The organism is Streptomyces sp. DSM 41931 (genome assembly GCF_050271085.1).
Taxonomy (GTDB): Bacteria; Actinomycetota; Actinomycetes; order Streptomycetales; family Streptomycetaceae; genus Streptomyces; species Streptomyces albogriseolus.
This window is the reverse complement of the sequence record NZ_CP189902.1, coordinates 3,722,545-3,742,000: the sequence shown is the minus strand read 5'-3', so window position 1 is coordinate 3,742,000 and position 19,456 is coordinate 3,722,545. Positions and strand designations below refer to the sequence as shown.

Genomic DNA, 19,456 nt, shown 5'->3' with positions numbered 1-19,456 from the left:
CACGCCCCCGACACCCCCGGCAAGCTAACCGCGCGCCCTGCACCGGCCGCCGACTCGTCACGTCGTGCCCCCTTCTCCTCAAGTGGCCTTAGCCACTTCCTGGATAGTGGCATTGGCCACTTGAAAGGTGCAAGCGGTTCGCCGGAACTGGCGAGTCGTCGTCAGGTGAGCGGGTAGCCCTGCTCGAACGCCCAGCGGTGCGGCGGGTAGGTGGCTTCGGCGAACTCCAGGGGACGGTCCTGGAGGTCGAAGACGACGTGATGGACGATGAGGACTGCGGACCCCGGCTCCAACCGCAGGTCGTCCGCCTCCTCATCCGTGGCAACACGAGCGCACATCCGGTCTTCCGCGTAACTGCCTTGACGCCCCGTCATCCGCTCGACGTACATGAGCGTGCCTTCCTGGATCCGCTCGGGGTCCAAGAGCTTGGGTGCCCGCTGGCCGACATCCGCAGCGAACCACGAAGTGGACAGGTTGATCGGGCCGTCCTGGTTGTTCGTCACCCGCCGGCGGTGCACGGCTCGGCGATCCTTCACCAGTCCCAGCGCCTCGACGACGTAGTCCGGAGCCTCCAGCCACCCGGTCGAGGTGATCACCGCGTACTCTCCGGGCGTGTAGATCTTCCCGGTCTGCCGTGCGCGTCCGTACAACTCGCGTGCGCGCCGGTTCACTTCGAGGCTGCGCACATACGTCCCCGAGCCCTGACGCTTCTCGACCAAGCCCTGATGACTCAGCGCCTCCAACGACCGCGCGGCAGTGGGCCGGGACACCTTCCAGTCCGCGGCGAGCTGCCGTTCCGAGGGAACCTCGTCCCCCGGTCGCAGGTCACCCCGAAGGATCTGGTCACGGATGTAGTGGGCGATCTGGAGATACTTCGGCTGGGCCTCTTCGATCTGCGGCATCTCCCCTCCCTTCCTCGTCCAAGTGGCTATGGCCTTTGGCCACTATAGGGTGAGTGGCCAACCCGTGAACCCGTACTCTGAGCGCATGACGCGGTTGATCGTCGCAGCAGGAGGAGGGGGCGACGCAGTCGCCGCCGCTATGCTTCACGCCGCCCTCTACGGCGACGAGGACCAGGCGGTGATCCTCACGTACGCGTGGGACCGCCTCCTGATCGACCCACTCCCGGGACCGCGAGGAGCCGACAGCTTCACGGGACTCGAACCCGTCACTCAGTCCGTCCGGTCGGTGCCGGCCGAGGCCCAGCCGATCGCCCCGGCAGGCTCCACACTCCCCCGACTCGCGGCAGAGCTCCCACACACACTGGCTTTGCTTGATCCGCACCACGGCGCCGAGGGCATCGCCCGCCAGCTCGAAGAGCTGGTGTCCCACCTGGCGCCGGCATCGATCGATCTGCTCGACGTCGGCGGCGACATCCTCGCCCAGGGCGACGAACCCACCCTCAAAAGCCCACTCGCCGACGCCCTCACTCTCGCCGCCTGCTGCCAGGTCAACGCTCCGATCCGGCTCCTGGTCGCAGGCCCCGGACTGGACGGTGAGATCTCCCCCGACGACCTGCGCCCTCTGTTCGGCACTCCCGTCCACACCTTCACGGCCGAGGACGTGGAGACGATCGGCAGCATCCTGGAGTGGCACCCCTCAGAGGCCACCGCCATGCTGGCCGCAACAGCCCGAGGAGCCCGCGGCATCTGCGAGGTGCGCGACGCCGGCCTTCCCGTCCCCCTCACTGACGAAGGACCCACGGTCCACGAAGTCGACCTGGACGACGCGGTCAGCCGCAACAGCCTGGCGCGGGCCATCATGACGACCGCCACCCTGGACGAGGCCGAGGCACACAGCCGCGAGATCTGCGGCTTCTCGGAGATCGACTACGAACGCAACAAAGCCCTATGGCTTAAGGAGCAGCAACCTACAAAGCTGGAATCGGCTGCAGTTTGGGCCCGACTCGACCGGTTCGAGGCTGAAGCCCGCTCCCACGGAGTCACTCACACGACGTTCCGCCGCATCACCGAGGCCCTGAGCGTCAGTGGCTTGCAGCGGAACGACCTGCGACAGCTACTCGTCAACGGCCGACCGGAGCAGTACGACGCACCTCTCTGGCGAATCGCATGACGAAAAGCAATTGGCTCACGTCACCGAGCGCGTCTACCCCTGAAGACTTGCTGACAGGTACGGACTGGGCTGCGCTGGAGCATGCGTATGGGACTGCCGCCGAGGCGCCCGAGATGCTAGCCGCGCTGCTCGACGAAGACCAAAGCACCAGAACCAGGGCGCTTGACTACCTGTACGGCACCCTGCACCACCAAAGCACCCTTTATGAGGCGACAGCACCCGCTGCACTGTACGTGGCCAGCATCCTGTCGGATCCGCGAACGACCAACACCGTCGTCAAGGGTCGCCACTTCCTCCCAGGATGTATGCGCGCAGAGCTGCTGCGGTGGATCGGCTCAGTGGCGAGCGAAGTCACGGACGAGGCCGGAGCCATAAGCCAACGGTACGGATTCCCTCTCGGCGACTACGCGCCGGCTGTCGACATCCTCGGGATGCGACCGTTCCTGTTCTCGAAGACCCTCCCCTACATCAGGAACACTGATCATCACGTACGTGAGGCAGCCCTGACGGCATGCATCCCGCTCCTCGATGATCCCCAGTTGCTTCACCATCGACCAGCCTTGGCGACCCCACTTCGGGAGCAGCTAGGCACCAGTGACCTCTGGCAGCATCGCGAGCGAGTCATCGATGCCCTCGACGCGTGGGGCGAGGACTCCTCCGGCATAGAGCGGCAGCAGAATCCATTCCCTTTCTGCGACTCAGATCCGTTGTCAGACAAAGTCGCCGGTTCGGGCTCCAACGAGGGATACAGCGAGGACCCGCCGTTCTGACCCGTACTTGATCAAGATCCACAAGGCTCTCAGCCGGTGAGTTACAACCTTCTTCACGGGTTCAAGGCGGCTCGCTCCGCTCCCCGCGCGCGGCCCGGCCCCCGGCCGGGCCTGCGCTCCTGTCTCCGCCCCGCTCCAGCCCGGCCGGCGCCCGTGCCGCGCTTACAGCAATCAGCCAAGTGACGCCAGAGAAGGGGGGACCGCTGCTGAGGCGGGTTGGCTGAACGGTTTTAACTCGCTCGCTGCTTCATCAATTGAGTGACCAAGTCTTGAGTGAATTGCTGGCGCTTAAGTCGATCCCGCGACGGCATCTGACCGCCACCAGCTGCGATTACTGACTGCGCCAGTTCACGAAATGTCGAAATTAGATCATGCTGTTTCAAGGCGGCAATGATCTGGTCACTCTGCTCCTCAGACTTGTTTTTCTCAAGGGAAGCCGACTGACCTCCCAGAACGTGATACTTAAAGGCCATGAGAATGTGATACCTGGCTGGCTTGTAGGCAGCCTCTAGCCCACCGGACCTGAAAGCATTTTCCAGCCGGTACGCAGCGAATGCGCTAGCCATGTACGGAAGGAGTTTATGATCCTCGCGAAAGATCGCCGCACCGATGTCTTCGTACAGCCTGCTCGCATATCGGGCAGCCACATGTGGGGCATCTAGAAACATCGACGAAACGGCGCGCATCTGATCACCAATCGTGACAACCCGATTCTTAGTGACTTCTTTGTTGTAGAACTGACCTGAACGCCGCTCGTACGTCAGCTTGATATCTGAAGCGTCGAGTTTATAGAAGTCTTCCAACCTCTTCTGGAACTTGCTTAGCGCCACAAGGTCGTTCTCTTGAACGGCAGTCTGAGAGTTCGTTGCACGAATGATCTGTGTTGCGACCTCTTCATCCCCGGTCACTACCAGCCTAATTGGCACATAGACGTCAGAAAGTGCCTCACCAAGCGACTCCTTGGATAGATGCAGACAGTGACTGGTCTGGCAGCCATTGACGATCTGGTATCCAGATAGCGCAACCGCATCTCCAGGCTTGGGCGCGTATGATGCAGCGACGACGGTGACGCCGTTATTGAGGACAGGGAGGAGGTTCCGCTCAGGGGAATCGAGGGTTTTCATGATCTGCTTGTTGACTGAGTTATCTTCCCCTTTGAACCCTCGCACGTTGTCATAGAAGACCCGTTCATCGAGAGTCCGTGCGTCGCCAATTTCGATCAACTTAAGCAACTCGGCCACCGACACAACGCCCAGAATTGCTTGATCAACTCCAGGCATCTTCGGCAAGTTCACTTGCTTCTCAAACTGAATCTCCACCTCGTTTGCGTGATTCTTCCTAACCCATGCATCATGAATATCGTCGGCACCGAGGACCGTGACAGCGACTTTCCCGAGGAAACCGAGATTCTCGATATACTCCCTCGCAGTAGCGATCCTTTCTTTCACCGGGTCGGCTGCGATGGCTTGCTTTGGTGCCGTAGTAGCAAAGTACAGATAGACAGAGGGGGACCCTTTGAGGCGACTCGCATAATTTTCGAATACAGAACCAAGCGCTTTGGCCAATGCATTCATGCGGGGATGCACAGAAAAGCTCTCTCCCTGCAGAAACTTCCGAACGGTGTCGCCAAAATTGAGAATATCCGTACTGGATACAGAGGCAGACTGCTTGGCCTGGATGAAGTGCAAACTTACATCTACCTTGGCGGCACTATCGCAAATCTCTTTAACGTCATCAACATCCCAAGCTAGATGCCCGTTAACGTCAAGGGCGATCACATCAACACCGATTGCGCCTGGGTCGAGAAGTAGGTCGGACTTCTGAACTTGGCTGGTGAGATCTTCCGGAAGGATTAGGCTTGCGGCAAAAAGCTCGAAAGCATCAGCATCATTAATCTCGATAAGCTCCTCCTCTTCGCGAAACTTCTTAAACAGTCCCTTGATGAGGGGGTTCATTCGACGCTCCAAATGCTCGACAACGTTCGCCAAAGTCCGCATGGCCTGCCGCTAGCTCCAACCTCGGCTCAGACGATGTTAGGGCTGCTGGCTACAACTTGGGTAGGTATCCCGCATTTTGACCCTGGTCGTTTGCAACCAACTCCCGCGCGGCAGCGTCGATGCAGCTCCTCTGGGTCGGCACGGCTTCAGTTCCTTAGACCACCTGAGCCTTCCCAAGCCGATGTCTCAGGCATCGTCGTGGCAGGCTGGCCGTCGCGTCTCGATCTCGTCGAGGGCATGGGCAACGTGGCTGCGGTCCGTGGGGGTGTAGCGAGGCACACGCGTGCGTGATCGGTCGGCGCACCCGCCGCCGTGGCTGACTGTCGTCGGCTGAGGTTCACTCGGGGCGCATCGAGGGTTGTCGGCCCGTCAGCCGACCGCGCCGAAGCTGGGCCGTCCCTGGGCCGTCCGAGGCCGCTCGACAGTGGCCAATGACGACAAACGACGACCACCAAGTGCACGAGCCCACCGCCCCTGGCCAGCGAGAACCCAGCTCATCAAGATCCCCGGCAAGACCCAGGGCAAGCAGACGTCTCAGGTTGCGTCGTCTGGCGGATCCGGCAGATTGTGCCAGGCGTGACCGCATCCGTCGGCACAGTGCAGCGTTCGCCTGCGGGTGTCGGCAATGCTGAAGAGGGCGACCAGCAGGCGGAAGGACTTGGTGAGTTCGTAGGCCGGAAGTGCTTCCATTCCAAAGCGCCACTTCGTGAGCATCACCGCCGGCGTGTGAGTAGGGCGGATACCGGAACGCACGATGCTCTCCGGCACGTCCTCTTCGCGGGCGCGTGCCTGCCTGCAGAACAGCACCAGTGCGTGCACGACCTTGCGTTGGTCACCCTCTGAAAGGCCCTTGAACCACTCGACGCCCTCATCGACAGGTCTGAGCCCCTGTGCGAGTTCGTTCAGGATCACCTCGTGTACGTACAACACAGACTTCCACCCCCACGGTCCAGACCGACGGTACGCGCACGGCGCCCCGTGGGCAGCACGGTTTCCCGCGCCCTGATGGCACAGCCATCTATCCGAGTGCGTGTCTAACTGCGTGACAACGCCGACGAACAGCGGCGGACAACTGCGGACGCCTGCGGACCGTTGCACCAGGTGAGAGCCAGGTCAGCCCAAGGCAGCACCCCCATCAAAGTTGCTTCGGGACGAAGAGGTCGTGGGTTCAAATCCCGCCACCCCGACGGTGAAGTACCAGGTCAGGGGCCTGATCCGCAGGAGCGGATCGGGCCCCTGACCGGTTTCTGCTGCCCCTCGGGAGCCATTTGGGAGCCGAGTGCAGGGCGCGGATCAGCAGCGCGCCGCGGATCGTCCCCAAGAGTGGGCCGAGTTCCAGGGCGCGCTGAGGAGAGTAGCCCCATCAGCACTCCCGCCTCCTGCAGGCAAGGGAATCGAGTCAGGGGGACCGTTCACGTGACGCCCCCTTAGAGGTGCGCGTAATATCACCCAGCGTAGCCAGGGGGAGAGGGGCGGGATGAGCAACTTCAACGAAGTGGCTAACCTACGGGCCGCCGAGGCCCAAGTGCTCGCCGAGTCGAAGAAGACTCTCGGCGCTGTCTACCTGGCCGGTTACGTGGTCGAGTGTCGGCTCAAGCACTTCTTGCACCTGAACGGCATCCCCTTCCCCCGCAGCGGCCGCGAGGGGCACAACCTCCGCGGCCTATGGCAAAGTGCCGGGTTCACCAAGCCCTATGGCCACGCTTCGCAGTTCATTGATCACTGGGACACGGAACTCCGGTACAAGGTCAGCCTTCCTGCGGGTGTCGACGCCGACGACCTGCTCCGCGGAGGCCAGCAGCTGGCAGGCTGGGTAGCAACACGCGTCAGACAGGCAAGCTCCCGGGGCTGGAGCCGCGGAAGGAGACAGCGGTGAATGAGAGGCCAGAGGCCATGTCAGAGGACGATGTGACCCAGGCCGTCGTAGACGCCGTCCAGGCCGCGCTTCCCGGCGCCGACATCAGCGTCATTCCGGACGCCGGGGGCTTCATTGTGCGTGTCGTCTCCGAACATTTTGCTTCGCTCCCCGAAGCGGACCGCCGCAGCCGATTCCAAGAACATGTGCCTCCTCAGATCGCCGGCCAAGTCCATACCTGGGAGTTGCTCACGGAGTCCGAAGCTCCCTGGTACGGCAATCTGACCACGACAGCCGTTCCTCCCCCCGCTTGGTCCACCGCGCTCGACCGCATCGAGAACGATGAGGCCACGCCGACACAGATCACGTTCGCCAGCGACCTTGACCAGGACCTCGATTCCGCCCCGGTTGTGACCTTCTACAGCCTCAAGGGTGGTGTCGGACGCAGTACTGCTCTGGCGGCTGTAGCTCGCCGTCTCACCTCCGAGCACGGTTTGAGGGTCCTCTGCATCGACATGGACCTCGAAGCTCCCGGCCTCGACACCCTCTTCGGGATCTCGCAGGAGAGGCAGTCCGATCTCGGCGTAGTCGCGGCCCTGCTCGCCTACGAGTTTGGAGCGGATCCTTCGATCCTGGACCACGTTGTCCCGATCGACGACAACGGCCGCTTGTTTTGTATGCCCGCCGGCCGAATTGACAGCACGTACGCCGCCCGGCTCCGCTCCCTTGAGCCGGAGATCTGGTATCGCGAACGCGTCAACGCGCTACACCGGCTCATCGACGATGCCCGGGACTCCACGCTTCGCCCGGACGTTGTACTGATCGACTCACGCACCGGTGTCAGCCCTGTAGCAGCCCCACTTCTCTTCGATGTCTCCGACATGGCCGTGGTCTGCTTCCACCCCCACAGCCAGGCACGGAACGGCACCGAACTGCTGACCGGCGCGCTACTCAGCTCCACCACGCGCCGTCTGACGCCCCTCCCCTTGACGCCCGAGCCCCGTTTCGTAGTGTCTCCAATGCCCCCGGGCCAGAGCGCCCCCCGGCTCGCAGACCGGGCAAAGTCCTGGATTGACAAATGGCTGGAGCCCTTTAACGAAGCCCGGGACGGCACTCCCGTGCTGACCGCGGAAGAGATCACTCACGTCGTCCCTTACAACGCCGAGGTCTCGTTCTCGGACACAGTCACCTCGGACAGCGTCCGCCTCGCTCCCTATGCCCGCATCGCCGACTGGATCCTGCAGATCGTCCCAGAGCCCGCCCCAAAGCGCAGCTTGCAGAGCCAGACCTCGGAAAGCAAAGCTACAGCTCTGGCACAGCTGTCCTTCTCCACCGGAACGGCCGAGGAGTTGGACAGCGACCAATTCCTTCAGGACTACGTCGTCACTCGTCAGGTGAGCGAGACGGCCGACCCTGATACTCCCCTCATCCTGGGCCGAAAAGGCACAGGCAAGACTGCACTGTTCCGGTGGCTAGCCGCTGGCGAGTTGCCGGGGTGGACTCCCGTCGCTGTCACAACCCCCAGCTTCCGTGACCGCCCGGACTGGTCCTTCGGCCCGGACAACTACGACGCCATCGACCAGCACCTCGCCACGAGCGGCCAGGACTGGGGCACCTTTTGGCAGATCCTGATTGCCTTGGCCGTGTATCGCACCGAAGACGCAACACACGACGTCGGGGCACCTCATCCCGCGATGCAGAATCTCGAACCGGGAGACTTCGCCGCCACCCACGCCGTCCTCGAAGTCTTGCAGGACCCGATGGGAGCCCTGCGGTGTGTCGACTGGCTACGCAAGGTCGATGCCAACGGAAAGATTCAGCTTCTACTGCTGTTCGACGGACTCGACACCGCGTTCGGCAACACACCCATCCAGCGCAGGCGCCGCTCCCATGCCATCGCCGGCCTCCTGGCCAAGCAGGCTGACCTTGCACCCAAGTTCAGCAGAATCCGGCTCAAAATCTTCGTGCGCCAGGACATCTGGAGCAGCCTCCGCTTCGAGAACAAAAGCCACTTCTACGGTCTCTCCCGTAGGCTCCAGTGGGAGGATCAGCGCGAATATTTCAAGGTCGTCCTCAAGCGCGCCGTCCACGCAGCCGCCTTCCGGGCCATCCTCCACACCGCCGACAAGTCCCTGGTGGAGACCGACGTCGCCTCATGGACTCCCCAGCAAGTCGATATGGCCTGGAGTTCACTCGTTGGCGAGCGTATGCGAGGCGAACGCACCGCGTTCACATCCAACTGGGTCTGGAACCGCCTCGCCGACGGCAACGGTGACCATTCCCCCCGGTCCTTGCTGCAGTTGTTCGCTGCCGCGCTGGACTGGGAACGGGAGGAGGAGAAGCGCAGCGCCTACGACCGCTCGGTCCTGCGTCCCCGAAGCCTCGCTCTCAGCCTGGAGCGGGTGAGCGAACCTGCTCTGTCGGCCCTGCTGGATGAGGAGTTTCAGGAGCTCCGTGCTGTAGCTGACGCCCTAAAGGACTACGGTCGCACTCCCATCAGTGAGGACACGCTTCGCGACGCCCTCAGCGAGACTCCCGAGGACCTGATCACCCTGGCCAGGGAAGCTGGCCTCATCACGCTTAACGAGACCGACGACGAGACCCGGTCGTTCCGCGTCCCCGACCTCTACCGCTGGGCGCTGAGCGTCACGCGCAGGGGGCCGATGTAAGGCATCACGGTAGCTCAGTCAGAGTGCAGGTAGCTGCGACCCTACAGACACAGTCCAAGCCCGCTTGCCATGCCCTCCCTCAGGATCGACTCTGCGAAGAACCTTCACACGGAAACAACTCGGGTGCGCAGGAGGCCGTCAAGGACCCGCACAGGCGAGGTGGGATGCATCACCAAGCGGGCGTCGAGTGCGCTCCGCCACTGCGCGGTCAGCCCCAGCATGAGGCGCTTGCGCATGCCTGGGGTGACGTGGGCGTAGCGTGCCGAGACCGAGCCGTCGATGTGGCCCATGCGTTCGTCCATGAGCACCTTCTCGGTTCCCAGGTCCTCCATCATCGTCCGGTGGGTGTGGCGAAGGCCGTGGGGCGTGAGTCCCTTGGCTATCGGGAGCCAGCAGGCGTCGGCCCGTTCGCTGGCACCCCGCCCCCGGGCCGGGACGCCGGGCCAAGGCTGTCCGAGTAGGGGCACCGGCCGTGGCTCCTGTGGTGCCTTCTTCGGGTACCAGCCGGAGACCGCCGGCGTGAACAGCCAGGTCGCGAAACCGTTCCTGCGCCAGTGGGCGGCATGCTCCGGTACGACGCCGCCCCGGACGAACCGGAGGTCCGCGATAGCCTGCTCGACCTTCTCTCGCGTGGCCTCGGTGACGCGTTCGGGGTGGTTGAGGACGTTGGACACCGTGCCGGTCGAGACGCCAGCACGACGGGAGACGTCGACGAGCTTCGCGCCCTGGTGGCCCCCGGTACGGGCCGAGCCCTGCCCTCGGAAGACGTAGGTCTTGCCGTGACAGGGGCACGGCTGTGCGAGACCGTCGGCCTGGAGCCGGAGCCGGCGGGGAGCGAACAGTTCTCGGTCGCGCGCAGGCGGCGGGATCCCCGGATGCGGGAGCAGGTCCTGACGGCATACGAGTACCAGTGCGCCTTCCGTGGCTACGACGGCGGGATCGGCGCGGTGCCGGTCGGGCTCGAGGCCGCACATGTGCGCTGATGGGCTTTCGACGGCTCGGACGACGTCGACAACGGCCTGTGCCTGTGCTCGCTGCACCACAAGCTCTTCGACAAAGGCGTCATCGGCATCAGTGACAGTCACCACATCCTGGTCTCGCAGCGCTTCGTCGGCCACAGTCCTGCCGCCCGCGAGCACGTCATAGCGCTCGCCGACCGCCCGCTCGTCGGGCCTCAACCGGGTGCCCGTCCCGTCGCGGCCACCCACCACTCCTGGCGCACCAGCCGGCTCTTTCAATGCGGCCCACGCCCCGCCCCAGCCGCCTGATCACCGCGCGTCGCGCGTCGAGCGTCGATCACGGAGGCCACTGGTAAGGAGTCTGATACCAGGAGTATGGTCGCTTGTATGGCGACAAAGAAGGTAACCGTGACGATTCCGGAGGATCTTCTGGACGAGATCCGCGCGGACGCGGCAGAGCGGGGCCTGTCGGCGTACGTCACCGACGCGCTGCGCTTCAAGCGTGACCGGGATCGACTCCGAGAACTGGTCGACTGGCTGCAGGAGGAACACGGCCCCGTCACCGAGGACGAGCATGCGGCAGCGCTCGCCGAGCTGGACGAACTCGACGCCGAACACGAGCGGCGTCGAACCACCGGAAAGCGCAACGCCGGAGAGGCTGCGTGAAGAAGCGATCCGGTGAGCACGGACAGCGGCTCCTTCGTGTCTTCGTGCTGGACTGTGAAGCCCTGTCCCTTGCGGTGCGCGGCGACCGGAAGATGATCGCCTGGCTCGACCTCGCGGCACGAGGGGAAGCCGAGGTGGTGACGTCCCCCATGACACTGGTCGAGGCGTACGACGGCAGAACGACCGAACAGCGCTGGGACTGGGTACTGTCCCGACTCCAGGTCGTCGACATCGGGAAGGACGAGGCCCGCCAAGCCCGCCGGCTTCTGGCCGACACCACGTTGCACGGCCACAAGTACGCGATCGACGCCGTGCTCGCTGTCATCGCCCGACAGCAGAAGGGACAGGTCACCGTCTTCACCTCGGACGTCGACGACCTGGTGAAGCTGGTCCCGGACACGGTCGTCGTCAAGAAGGTGTGACCCGGCCCGCACACCTCCAGCGCCCGCACCCACGCTGGTGAGCACCCGCCCCGGCCGTTCGCGCATGAGCGCCGTAAGGGTTTCGTCATCTCCCTCCGGTACAGGAACGTCCGCCCAGCCAGTTGTATGGGGTGGCGGAAGACCGACTACGAAGAGGAGAGGCGGGCATGGCGCGCGTACGGGAGCTGCTGGGCAGGCCGTTGGGCATCGGGGTGCTGCTGGTGGCGGTCGCCACGGCCGGCTTCGGGTTGTACTGGTTCCAGCCGTGGAAGCTGTGGCAGGACCAGACCGTGGAGGAGGCCCTGCCCACGGCCCAGGCGACCCCTGGGCCCGCCGAGGAGGAGCAGGCCGTCGAGACGGAGCCGTCCGGGGCGCCCTCCTCTCCGGCCGGGCCCCGGACGCTGGCCGCCGGTGAGCTGATCAGCCATGAGCACGCGACCTCGGGCACGGTGAAACTCGTACGGCTGGACGACGGCTCGCATGTCGTCCGGCTGGAGAACCTCGACACGAGCAACGGACCGGACCTGCGGGTGTGGCTGACCGACGCGCCGGTGAAGGAGGGACAGGCCGGCTGGCACGTGTTCGACGACGGCGAGTACGTCAGTCTCGGCAAGCTCAAGGGCAACAAGGGAAGCCAGAACTACGCCGTGCCCAACGATGTCGACCCGTCCCGTTTCACCAGCGTGAGCATCTGGTGCGACCGCTTCGACGTGTCCTTCGGCGCCGCGGAGCTGGGCCGCACCTGACGTCCGGTGCGGCGCGCTTCGCCCGTGCGGACCAGGGCGCGCCACGAGCCGCCCCTGCCGTCAGCCCGCGACCGGCACCGCCGCCGCTATCCGGTCCCGCTTCCTGCGGCCGAACGCCGAGAACGTGAGCTGGAGGCTCTGCTCGTAGCCCGGGTAGGACAGGACGAAGGACGAGTTGACCCTGCGGTCGTCGATCTCCGAGCGGACCAGGCCGGCGCGCGGGAACGTCATCACCAGTTCGCGCGGCCAGACGACCAGCGGCTCCGCACGGAAGAGGAAGAAGCGGCGGTCGGTCATGACCAGGTGCATCGCTGCCGGCGCCGGAGCCATGGTCGTGGTGCCGCCGCTCACGATCGCCGACGCCAGGGCGAACGCCGCGGTCCTGCCGAGCGAGACAGGGCTCGTGGTCACGATGGTCACCGCCTCGATCCGCTCCCCGGGCTCGAGCATCGGGTTGACGGAGGCCAGCAGCGCGCGGCGGCGCGGTCCGTTCACGGGCGGTACTCCTGAGGGTCGGGCCGGCCGGAACCTCCCGGCCCGGCGTGCGGGATCCCGGCTCCCTCCGGGCGTTGCCGCAGAGTAACCGAGTGCGTGGGGCGGCCCTACGCTGGGGCTTCGCCGACGGCCCACCCCTTCGCCCGTCCGCTTCAGGTGCGCGCGACCGTTCCGACGTCGCGGTCGTGGTGCGGCAGCGCACGTCCCGCCCGGATGTCGCCCTCCACCCCCCGTGCCGTAGGGTGCCGTCGGTCATGGCCCGTAGGACAACTGACAGGGTGTAGGGGGACGGTCATGGGCGGCGCCGGGCGCGTGGGGCACACTCCGCTGCCGGGGATAGGGGTGCGGTACGACCTCGTCACGCGGGAGCGGCGGCGGTTGTCGGTGATCGCCCATCTCGACGGTTCCCGGACGCTGAACGTCTACCGCAGGGACGACCCGGACGACACCGCGGTGAGCCTGAAGCTGAACGCCGAGGAGGCCGCCGCCGTCGTCGACGCGCTGCTTCCCGCGCACCACAGCCCGAACTTGCTGGCGACGGCCGAACTGGGGCTGGTCGCCGAGCGGATCGAGCTGTCGTCGACCTCGTACTGGAACGGGCGCGTGCTCGGCGACACCCGGATGCGCACCGAGACCGGCGTGTCCGTCGTCGCCGTGCTGCGCCGCGCCGAGGCCATTCCCTCCCCCGGGCCGGACTTCCGGCTGGCCGGCGGTGACACCCTCATCGTCATCGGCACCCGGGAGGGTGTCGGTGTCGCCGCCGGCATTCTCGGCCGGGAGTGACCCGCACCCCCGAGGTCCTCACACCTTCGCCGGTTCCGGCGCCGCCCGCTCCGGACCCACCGGCGTCTTCCGACGGCCGGTGAGCCTGCGGGCCAGCGGCTCGGTCCAGCGGGCGGTCAGCGGGCCCACGACGACCAGGATCAGGACGTACGCCGTGGCCAGCGGGCCGATGCGGGGCTCCACGCCGACCGCGAGACCCGCGATGACGATCGAGAACTCGCCGCGCGCCACCAGCGTGCCGCCCGCCCTCCAGCGGCCCGCGCCCTTGATGCCCGCCCGCCGGGCCGCGTACCAGCCCGTCGCGATCTTCGTCAGCGCGGTGACGAACGCCAGGAGCAGCGCCGGGACCAGGACCGGCGGGATGTCGGCCGGGTCGGTGGACAGGCCGAAGAAGACGAAGAAGACGGCGGCGAACAGGTCCCGCAGCGGGGTGAGCAGGTTGCTCGCGCCCTCGGCGACCTCGCCGGACAGGGCGATGCCCACGAGGAACGCGCCGACGGCCGCCGACACCTGCAGTTCCTGCGTCAGGCCCGCGACGAGGAGCGTCAGGCCCAGGACGACCAGCAGCAGCATCTCCGGGTTGTCCGAGGACACCGCGCGGCTGATCAGCCGTCCGTGGCGCAGCGCCAGGTACAGGACGGCGCCGACGGTGCCGAGCGCGATCAGCAGGGTGACCGAGCCGCCCGCCAGGCCGGCGCCCGCCAGTACCGTGATGAGGATCGGCAGGTAGACCGCCATCGCCAGGTCTTCGATCACGAGGACGCCGAGCACCACCGGTGTCTCACGGTTGCCGAGCCGGCGCAGGTCGCCGAGCACCTTCGCGATCACGCCGGACGAGGAGATCCAGGTGACGCCGGCCAGCGCCACGGCCGCGACCGGGCCCCAGCCCAAAATCAGCGCCGCCACCGCGCCCGGCACCGCGTTGAGGACGAAGTCCACCGCGCCGGACGGGTACTGCGTCCTGAGGTTGGTGACCAGCTCGGACGCGCTGTACTCCAGACCCAGCATCAGCAGCAGCAGAATGACGCCGATCTCGGCGCCGACGGCAATGAACTCCTCGCTGGCCTGCAGCGCCAGGATGCCACCGTTGCCGAAGGCCAGTCCGGCCAGCAGGTAGAGCGGGATGGGCGAGAAGCCCACGCGCCCGGCGAGGCGGCCCAGCAGGCCTAGGGCGAGGATGATCGCGCCCAGTTCGATGAGCATGGTGGCGGTGTTGTGCACGGGCGTCGGTCCTCCGGGTCGGCGACGGCGGCGTCAGTGCCTGCAAGGGGCTGAGGTGGCGTGCGGACGGTCGGCGGGGGCGCCGGGTCGCGCGCGATGATCCGCGGGGTGCGGTGAGGGGTGACGGCGTGGTCCTGGTCCGCGTACGGCGCGACGCCGGGAGGCCCGGAGCGGGCGGACGGTGGCGTGCGGGCGGGCTGCCGCACCCTCTGACGGAGGGGCGGGCGGCCGGGCGGGTCAGGCGCCGGAGACGGCGGCGCCGGGTTCGGGAACGCTGTCGCGGGGGGTGATGTCGATGCGTACGGGCCGGTTCGTGTCACGCCGCACTGCGCGTCGATTCATGTCACGTCCCCCCTCGCATCCGGGTCCGCTTCCCGCGGACTGAGCGTTCGGCAGCTCAACAGAGCGCCAAGGCGAGGTAAAGTTTACCGTACGACAAATTTCGTGTATGTCGCATACACGTACGAGGTGGGTAAAACACCTGACAGCGCGTACGGCGTCCAGGCTACGCGCGCCGCCGCACGCGGGCGCGCCCCGGGTCACCGCACGACGAGGACCGTCTTGCCGAGCGCGCACCCGCAGCCGGACGGTGGTCCTCCAGTCCGCGCCCTCGACCGGCGGGTCGATCTCCCCGACGACGGTGTCGATCATTCCGTCGAGCAGCTCGTCCTAGTTCGGCGCGTCGGCCCCGCCCTCGTCCGCGAGGGTGACGGCGGCGGACAGCACCCGCTGTCTGCTCAAGGGCGTGCGGGCCGACGGACCGCTCCGGCCTGACCGGGCATCACCGCCACCCCTCTCCCACGTGTCTCGCATGTACCGGACACCCCGGTGTACGGCGTCCATCCCAGGCGTGCGCACGTCATGCTCGTCGTGCGCCCTGGAACCACGGGCCATGATCAGGCAGTCTTCTGCCCTGTGGTGAGCCTCCTGCCCAACCCCGCCCCGCCCAGCGATCCGTCCGCCCACATGGTGGTGTGCGGCGACGACGGACTGGCGCACCGCCTCGCCGCCGAACTGCGCGGCGTGTACCGGGAACAGGTGGTGCTCGTGGTGCCGCCCGCGAGGCGCACCCCGCCCCAGCCGATGGCCGGCCGGGCCCGGGCCGCCTCCGCGGCGCTGTTCGGCCGGATGGTGACCGCCGTCAACCGCGGCACCGGCGACTCCGACGACACCCTGGTCCCCGACGAGCGGGTGATGGAGGCCGCCGACCCCACCGAGGCCGTGCTCGCCGACGCGGGCGTGGACCGGGCCGCCGCGCTCGCCCTGGTGTACGACGACGACGAGACCAACATCCGCGCCGCACTCACCGCCCGCCGACTCAACCCCCGGCTGCGCCTCGTCCTGCGGCTCTACAACCGGCGGCTCGGCCAGCACATCGAGGAGCTGCTCGACCAGGCCGCCGAACTGGCCGCCGCCGCGGGCCGTGGCGGCCACGGAGGTCACGCGGGCCATGGCGCCGACATCACCACCACCGTGCTGTCCGACGCCGACACGACCGCGCCCGCGCTGGTCGCCACCGCCCTCGTCGGCACCAGCAAGGTCGTCGACGCGGAGGGGCTGCTGCTGCGGGCGGTGGAGCGCCGGCCGCCGCGGCCCGGCGAGGTGGCCGACCCGGGACTGTGCACACTGGCGCTGCTGTCCGCGACCAGCAACGACCCCGCGGGCGCGGAGGGTTCGGAGGACAGCGGCGACGGGCCTCGGCTGCTCCCGGACGCGGAGGCGGTGGCGGCGGCGACCGGGCGTGGCACGGTGGTGCTGGAGCAGGTGTCGTACTCCGGTCCCCCGCTGCCGGCCCGGCGCGCCGGGGTGATGCCGTTCGCCTCGCTGTTCTCGGCGCGGCTGCGCTGGTCGCTGGCGGGGCTGGTGGCCGCGGTGGTCGCGCTCGCGGTGGCGCTGATCGTGGTGACCGACGACCACCCGCTGCACGCCATCTACATCACGCTGCTCGACCTGTTCGCCATCAACGAGCCCGCGCTCGGCGCGCCGACCGGGCAGCAGGTGCTGCAACTGCTGTCCGGGCTGGTCGGGTTGCTGCTGCTGCCGGTGCTGCTGGCCGCGGTGCTGGAGGCGCTGGGCACCTTCCGCACCGCGTCCGCGCTGCGGAGACCGCCGCGCGGACTGAGCGGGCACGTGGTGCTGCTGGGGCTCGGCAAGATCGGCACCCGGGTGCTGACCCGGCTGCGTGAACTGCACATCCCCGTGGTGTGCGTCGAGGCCGACCCGGAGGCGCGGGGCATGGCCGTCGCCCGGCGGTTACGCGTACCGGTCGTGGTCGGGGACGTCACCCAGGAGGGCGTCCTGGAGTCGGCGAAGATCCACCGCGCGGACGCGCTGCTCGCGCTGACCAGCGTCGACACCACCAACCTGGAGGCCGTCCTCTACGCCCGGTCGGTACGCCCCGACCTGCGGGCGGTGCTGCGGCTGTACGACGACGACTTCGCCAAGGCCGTGTACCGGACGCTGCGCACCGCGCACCCGGCCGCGCTGACCCGGAGCCGGTCCGTGTCCCATCTGGCCGCGCCCGCCTTCGCCGGGGCGATGATGGGGCGCCAGATCCTGGGCGCGATCCCCGTGGAGCGGCGGGTGCTGCTGTTCGCGGCGTTCGTCGTCAACGGGCATCCACAGCTGGAGGGGCGCACGGTCGCGGAGGCGTTCCGGCCGGGGGCCTGGCGGGTGCTGGCCCTGGACACGGCCGCCCGGGGCGCCGACGCGCGGGGCGAAGCGCCGGGCTCCGGTCTGGTGTGGGACCTGCCGGACACGTACGTCCTGCGCGCCGGCGACCGGGTGGTCCTGGCGGCGACCCGCCGGGGGCTGGCGGAGCTGCTGGGGCGGCGGACGCGCAGTTCACGGTGATCGCGGCCCCTTCCCCCTGCCGGGGCCGCCGCGCGCCGAGGGCTGAGCCCGGCTCTCCCCCGGCGCGCGCGATCGCGCCCGTCAGGCCGGCAGGTGCCGCGCCGCGAAGTCGAGCTCCAGACGGATCTGCTTGATCCGCTCGTCGACCACCAGCGAGCCGTGGCCCGCGTCGTAGCGGTAGACCTCGTGGACCGCGTGACGCGACTCCAGCCGCTTCACGTAGTTCTCGATCTGCTGGATCGGGCAGCGCGGGTCGTTCACCCCCGCCGAGATGTAGACCGGGGCCTTCACCTGGTCGACGTAGGTGATCGGGGACGACGCCTCGAAGCGCTCGGGGACCTCCTCGGGCGTGCCGCCCAGCAGGGTGCGGTCCATGGCCTTCAGCGCTTCCATCTCGTCGTGGTACGCCGTGACGTAGTCGGCGACCGGGACCGCCGCGATGCCCAGCGCCCAGTGGTCCGGCTGCGTGCCGAGGCCCAGCAGCGTCAGATAGCCGCCCCAGGAGCCGCCGGTGAGGATCAGCCGGCCGGGGTCCGCCAGTCCGGAGGAGATGGCCCACTCGCGGACCGCCGCGATGTCCTCCAGCTCGATCAGGCCCACGCGGTGCTTCAGGGCGTCCGTCCAGGCGCGGCCGTACCCGGTGGAGCCGCGGTAGTTGACGCGGACCACCGCGTAGCCGTGGTCGACCCAGGCGGCCGGGCCCGCCGCGAAGGAGTCGCTGTCGTGCCACGTCGGGCCGCCGTGGATGTCGAAGACGGTCGGCAGGGGGCCGGTCGCGCCGGCCGGCTTCTGCACGAGCGCGTGGATGCGGCCGCCCGGGCCCTCCACCCACACGTCCTCCACCGGCACCGACCCGGGCGACTTCATGCCGGGCGGGTCCAGGACCACACCGCCGGTCGTGGAGCGGACCACCGGCGGCTGCGCGGCCGACGACCACAGGTACTCCACGCTGCCGTCGGGCCGGGCCGTCGCACCGGAGACCGCGCCGCGCGGCGTGGGGATCTTCTCCAGCCGGCGCCCGGCGAGGTCGTAGCGGAACAGCTCGCCGCGGGCCTCGAAGCCGTGCGCGATGAGCAGGGCGCTGCCGTCCGGGTACCACTCGGCGCTCACGTCGCCGGGCAGGTCCAGCTCCAGGTCGGTCTGCTCGCCCGTCGCCACGTCCCACACCATCGGCTCCCAGCGACCGCGCCGCTGGTGGCCGACGAGCAGCCGGGTGTCGCCCGCCACGGGCGCGAAGCCCAGCACCTCCAGGCCCAGTTCCTCGGTGCCGCCGCGGGTGTCGTCCAGCTCGGCGACCGTCGTGCCGTCGGGGCGCATCACGCGCAGCGCGGAGTGCATCGCGTCCCCGTGCTCCGTGTGCTCCACGGCGATCAGCGAGCCGTCGTAGGAGAGGTCGCCGACGCCCGCCGACTCGCGGTGCCGGTACAGCTCCACCGGCGCCTCGCCCGTGCGCACCAGGTGGATCGTCGTACCGTCCTCGTCGGTGGAGCGGCCGACGACCGCCGTGCTGCCGTCGCGGCCCAGCGCGAGGCCCGCCGGGTACGAGGGGTCCAGGCCCGGGGCGGCCAGCTCGTCCTCGCCGCCGGAGAACCGCTGCCGGCGCCAGACGCCGAACTCGTCGCCGTCCTTGTCGTCGAACCACCAGATCCACTCGCCGTCCGGCGAGAGCACCCCGTCCGTCGTGCCGTTCGGCCGCTCCGTCACCTGGCGCTGCTCACCGGTCGCCCGGTCCCAGGCGTACAGCTCGTACGTCCCTGTCGCGTTCGACACGAACAGGGAACGGTCGGGGGCGTCCTCCGCCCAGTCGGGAAGGGACACCCGGGGCGCGCGGAAGCGCTTCTCCCAGTCCGGCATCTCCCCGGTCTGCTGCACTCGCTCGGTCTGGTGGTCCGCCCGGTCCGGCGCGTCGGACCCGTTGCTCTCAGTCATGACCCCATACTGCCCGTC

The 19,456-nt window shown here is 67.7% G+C and carries 15 protein-coding genes and 3 pseudogenes; 10 read left to right on the top strand and 8 right to left on the bottom strand.

Features of this window, described 5'->3' with window-relative positions; genetic code table 11:
• Nucleotides 1–161 precede the first annotated feature (161 nt).
• Nucleotides 162–902, bottom strand: a complete 741-nt coding sequence (locus ACP7TJ_RS17405) for a GntR family transcriptional regulator (RefSeq protein ID WP_427763751.1) — start codon at nucleotides 900–902, stop codon at nucleotides 162–164.
• A gap of 85 nt (nucleotides 903–987) precedes the next feature.
• Here ACP7TJ_RS17405 and ACP7TJ_RS17400 point away from each other — a divergent pair, with 85 nt between their 5' ends.
• Nucleotides 988–2,073, top strand: a complete 1,086-nt coding sequence (locus ACP7TJ_RS17400) for a DUF1152 domain-containing protein (RefSeq protein WP_078504672.1) — start codon at nucleotides 988–990, stop codon at nucleotides 2,071–2,073.
• Nucleotides 2,070–2,843, top strand: coding sequence for a hypothetical protein (locus ACP7TJ_RS17395; protein WP_427763749.1), 774 nt, complete (start codon nucleotides 2,070–2,072; stop codon nucleotides 2,841–2,843). The genes ACP7TJ_RS17400 and ACP7TJ_RS17395 overlap by 4 nt, the downstream gene beginning before the upstream one ends.
• Nucleotides 2,844–3,073: 230 nt before the next feature.
• On the opposite strand, the gene ACP7TJ_RS17390 is transcribed toward ACP7TJ_RS17395, so the two are convergent.
• Together ACP7TJ_RS17390 and ACP7TJ_RS17385 are read right to left on the bottom strand one after the other, a co-directional pair.
• Nucleotides 3,074–4,798 carry an AIPR family protein gene (locus tag ACP7TJ_RS17390; RefSeq protein ID WP_427763748.1) on the bottom strand — a complete coding sequence of 575 codons (1,725 nt, stop codon included), beginning with the start codon at nucleotides 4,796–4,798 and terminating at the stop codon, nucleotides 3,074–3,076.
• Nucleotides 4,799–5,374: 576 nt separating this feature from the next.
• Nucleotides 5,375–5,752 (bottom strand): DUF5958 family protein, encoded by a 378-nt coding sequence (locus ACP7TJ_RS17385; protein WP_427763746.1) that lies wholly within the window; start codon nucleotides 5,750–5,752, stop codon nucleotides 5,375–5,377.
• A 565-nt stretch (nucleotides 5,753–6,317) separates the two neighbouring features.
• Here ACP7TJ_RS17385 and ACP7TJ_RS17380 point away from each other — a divergent pair.
• Together ACP7TJ_RS17380 and ACP7TJ_RS17375 are read left to right on the top strand one after the other, a co-directional pair.
• A complete protein-coding gene (locus ACP7TJ_RS17380) occupies nucleotides 6,318–6,716 on the top strand; it encodes a hypothetical protein (protein WP_367490641.1) in 399 nt (132 codons plus the stop codon).
• Nucleotides 6,713–9,364 carry a tyrosine-protein kinase family protein gene (locus ACP7TJ_RS17375; protein WP_427763744.1) on the top strand — a complete coding sequence of 884 codons (2,652 nt, stop codon included), beginning with the start codon at nucleotides 6,713–6,715 and terminating at the stop codon, nucleotides 9,362–9,364. Before ACP7TJ_RS17380 ends, ACP7TJ_RS17375 begins: the two co-directional genes overlap by 4 nt.
• Before the next feature lie 104 nt (nucleotides 9,365–9,468).
• On the opposite strand, the pseudogene ACP7TJ_RS17370 reads toward ACP7TJ_RS17375, so the two are convergent.
• A pseudogene (locus ACP7TJ_RS17370) lies at nucleotides 9,469–10,158 on the bottom strand (LacI family DNA-binding transcriptional regulator); the annotation flags it as partial.
• Here ACP7TJ_RS17370 and ACP7TJ_RS17365 point away from each other — a divergent pair.
• From ACP7TJ_RS17365 to ACP7TJ_RS17350, 4 genes and pseudogenes are all read left to right on the top strand, one after another.
• A pseudogene (locus ACP7TJ_RS17365) lies at nucleotides 10,159–10,632 on the top strand (HNH endonuclease); the annotation flags it as partial.
• A gap of 78 nt (nucleotides 10,633–10,710) precedes the next feature.
• Nucleotides 10,711–10,989 carry a CopG family transcriptional regulator gene (locus tag ACP7TJ_RS17360; protein ID WP_093764508.1) on the top strand — a complete coding sequence of 93 codons (279 nt, stop codon included), beginning with the start codon at nucleotides 10,711–10,713 and terminating at the stop codon, nucleotides 10,987–10,989.
• A complete protein-coding gene (locus tag ACP7TJ_RS17355; RefSeq protein WP_427763742.1) occupies nucleotides 10,986–11,411 on the top strand; it encodes a PIN domain-containing protein in 426 nt (141 codons plus the stop codon). Before ACP7TJ_RS17360 ends, ACP7TJ_RS17355 begins: the two co-directional genes overlap by 4 nt.
• 167 nt (nucleotides 11,412–11,578) lie before the next feature.
• Entirely contained in the window at nucleotides 11,579–12,157 is a 579-nt protein-coding gene (locus ACP7TJ_RS17350) for a DM13 domain-containing protein (RefSeq protein ID WP_427763741.1), read from the top strand.
• A gap of 60 nt (nucleotides 12,158–12,217) precedes the next feature.
• Here ACP7TJ_RS17350 and ACP7TJ_RS17345 read toward each other — a convergent pair whose 3' ends face one another.
• Nucleotides 12,218–12,652, bottom strand: a complete 435-nt coding sequence (locus ACP7TJ_RS17345; protein WP_193457737.1) for a hypothetical protein — start codon at nucleotides 12,650–12,652, stop codon at nucleotides 12,218–12,220.
• 294 nt (nucleotides 12,653–12,946) lie between these two features.
• On the opposite strand from ACP7TJ_RS17345, the gene ACP7TJ_RS17340 reads away from it, so the two are divergent.
• Nucleotides 12,947–13,435 carry a cation:proton antiporter regulatory subunit gene (locus ACP7TJ_RS17340; RefSeq protein WP_093764504.1) on the top strand — a complete coding sequence of 163 codons (489 nt, stop codon included), beginning with the start codon at nucleotides 12,947–12,949 and terminating at the stop codon, nucleotides 13,433–13,435.
• Between the two features lie 18 nt (nucleotides 13,436–13,453).
• Here the strand turns inward: ACP7TJ_RS17340 and ACP7TJ_RS17335 are convergent, their stop codons facing one another.
• Complete coding sequence (locus ACP7TJ_RS17335; RefSeq protein ID WP_367448848.1) at nucleotides 13,454–14,656, bottom strand: cation:proton antiporter; 1,203 nt, start codon at nucleotides 14,654–14,656, stop codon at nucleotides 13,454–13,456.
• A 573-nt stretch (nucleotides 14,657–15,229) separates the two neighbouring features.
• Nucleotides 15,230–15,382 (bottom strand): annotated as a pseudogene (locus ACP7TJ_RS17330) (TetR/AcrR family transcriptional regulator); the annotation flags it as partial.
• A gap of 240 nt (nucleotides 15,383–15,622) precedes the next feature.
• Between ACP7TJ_RS17330 and ACP7TJ_RS17325 the strand changes: the two are divergent.
• The gene (locus ACP7TJ_RS17325; protein WP_093764662.1) at nucleotides 15,623–17,509 is read left to right on the top strand and encodes an NAD-binding protein; all 1,887 of its coding nucleotides are present in this window, start codon (nucleotides 15,623–15,625) and stop codon (nucleotides 17,507–17,509) included.
• Between the two features lie 81 nt (nucleotides 17,510–17,590).
• Here ACP7TJ_RS17325 and ACP7TJ_RS17320 read toward each other — a convergent pair whose 3' ends face one another.
• Nucleotides 17,591–19,438, bottom strand: a complete 1,848-nt coding sequence (locus tag ACP7TJ_RS17320; RefSeq protein WP_093764502.1) for a S9 family peptidase — start codon at nucleotides 19,436–19,438, stop codon at nucleotides 17,591–17,593.
• Between the last annotated feature and the right edge of the window lie 18 nt (nucleotides 19,439–19,456).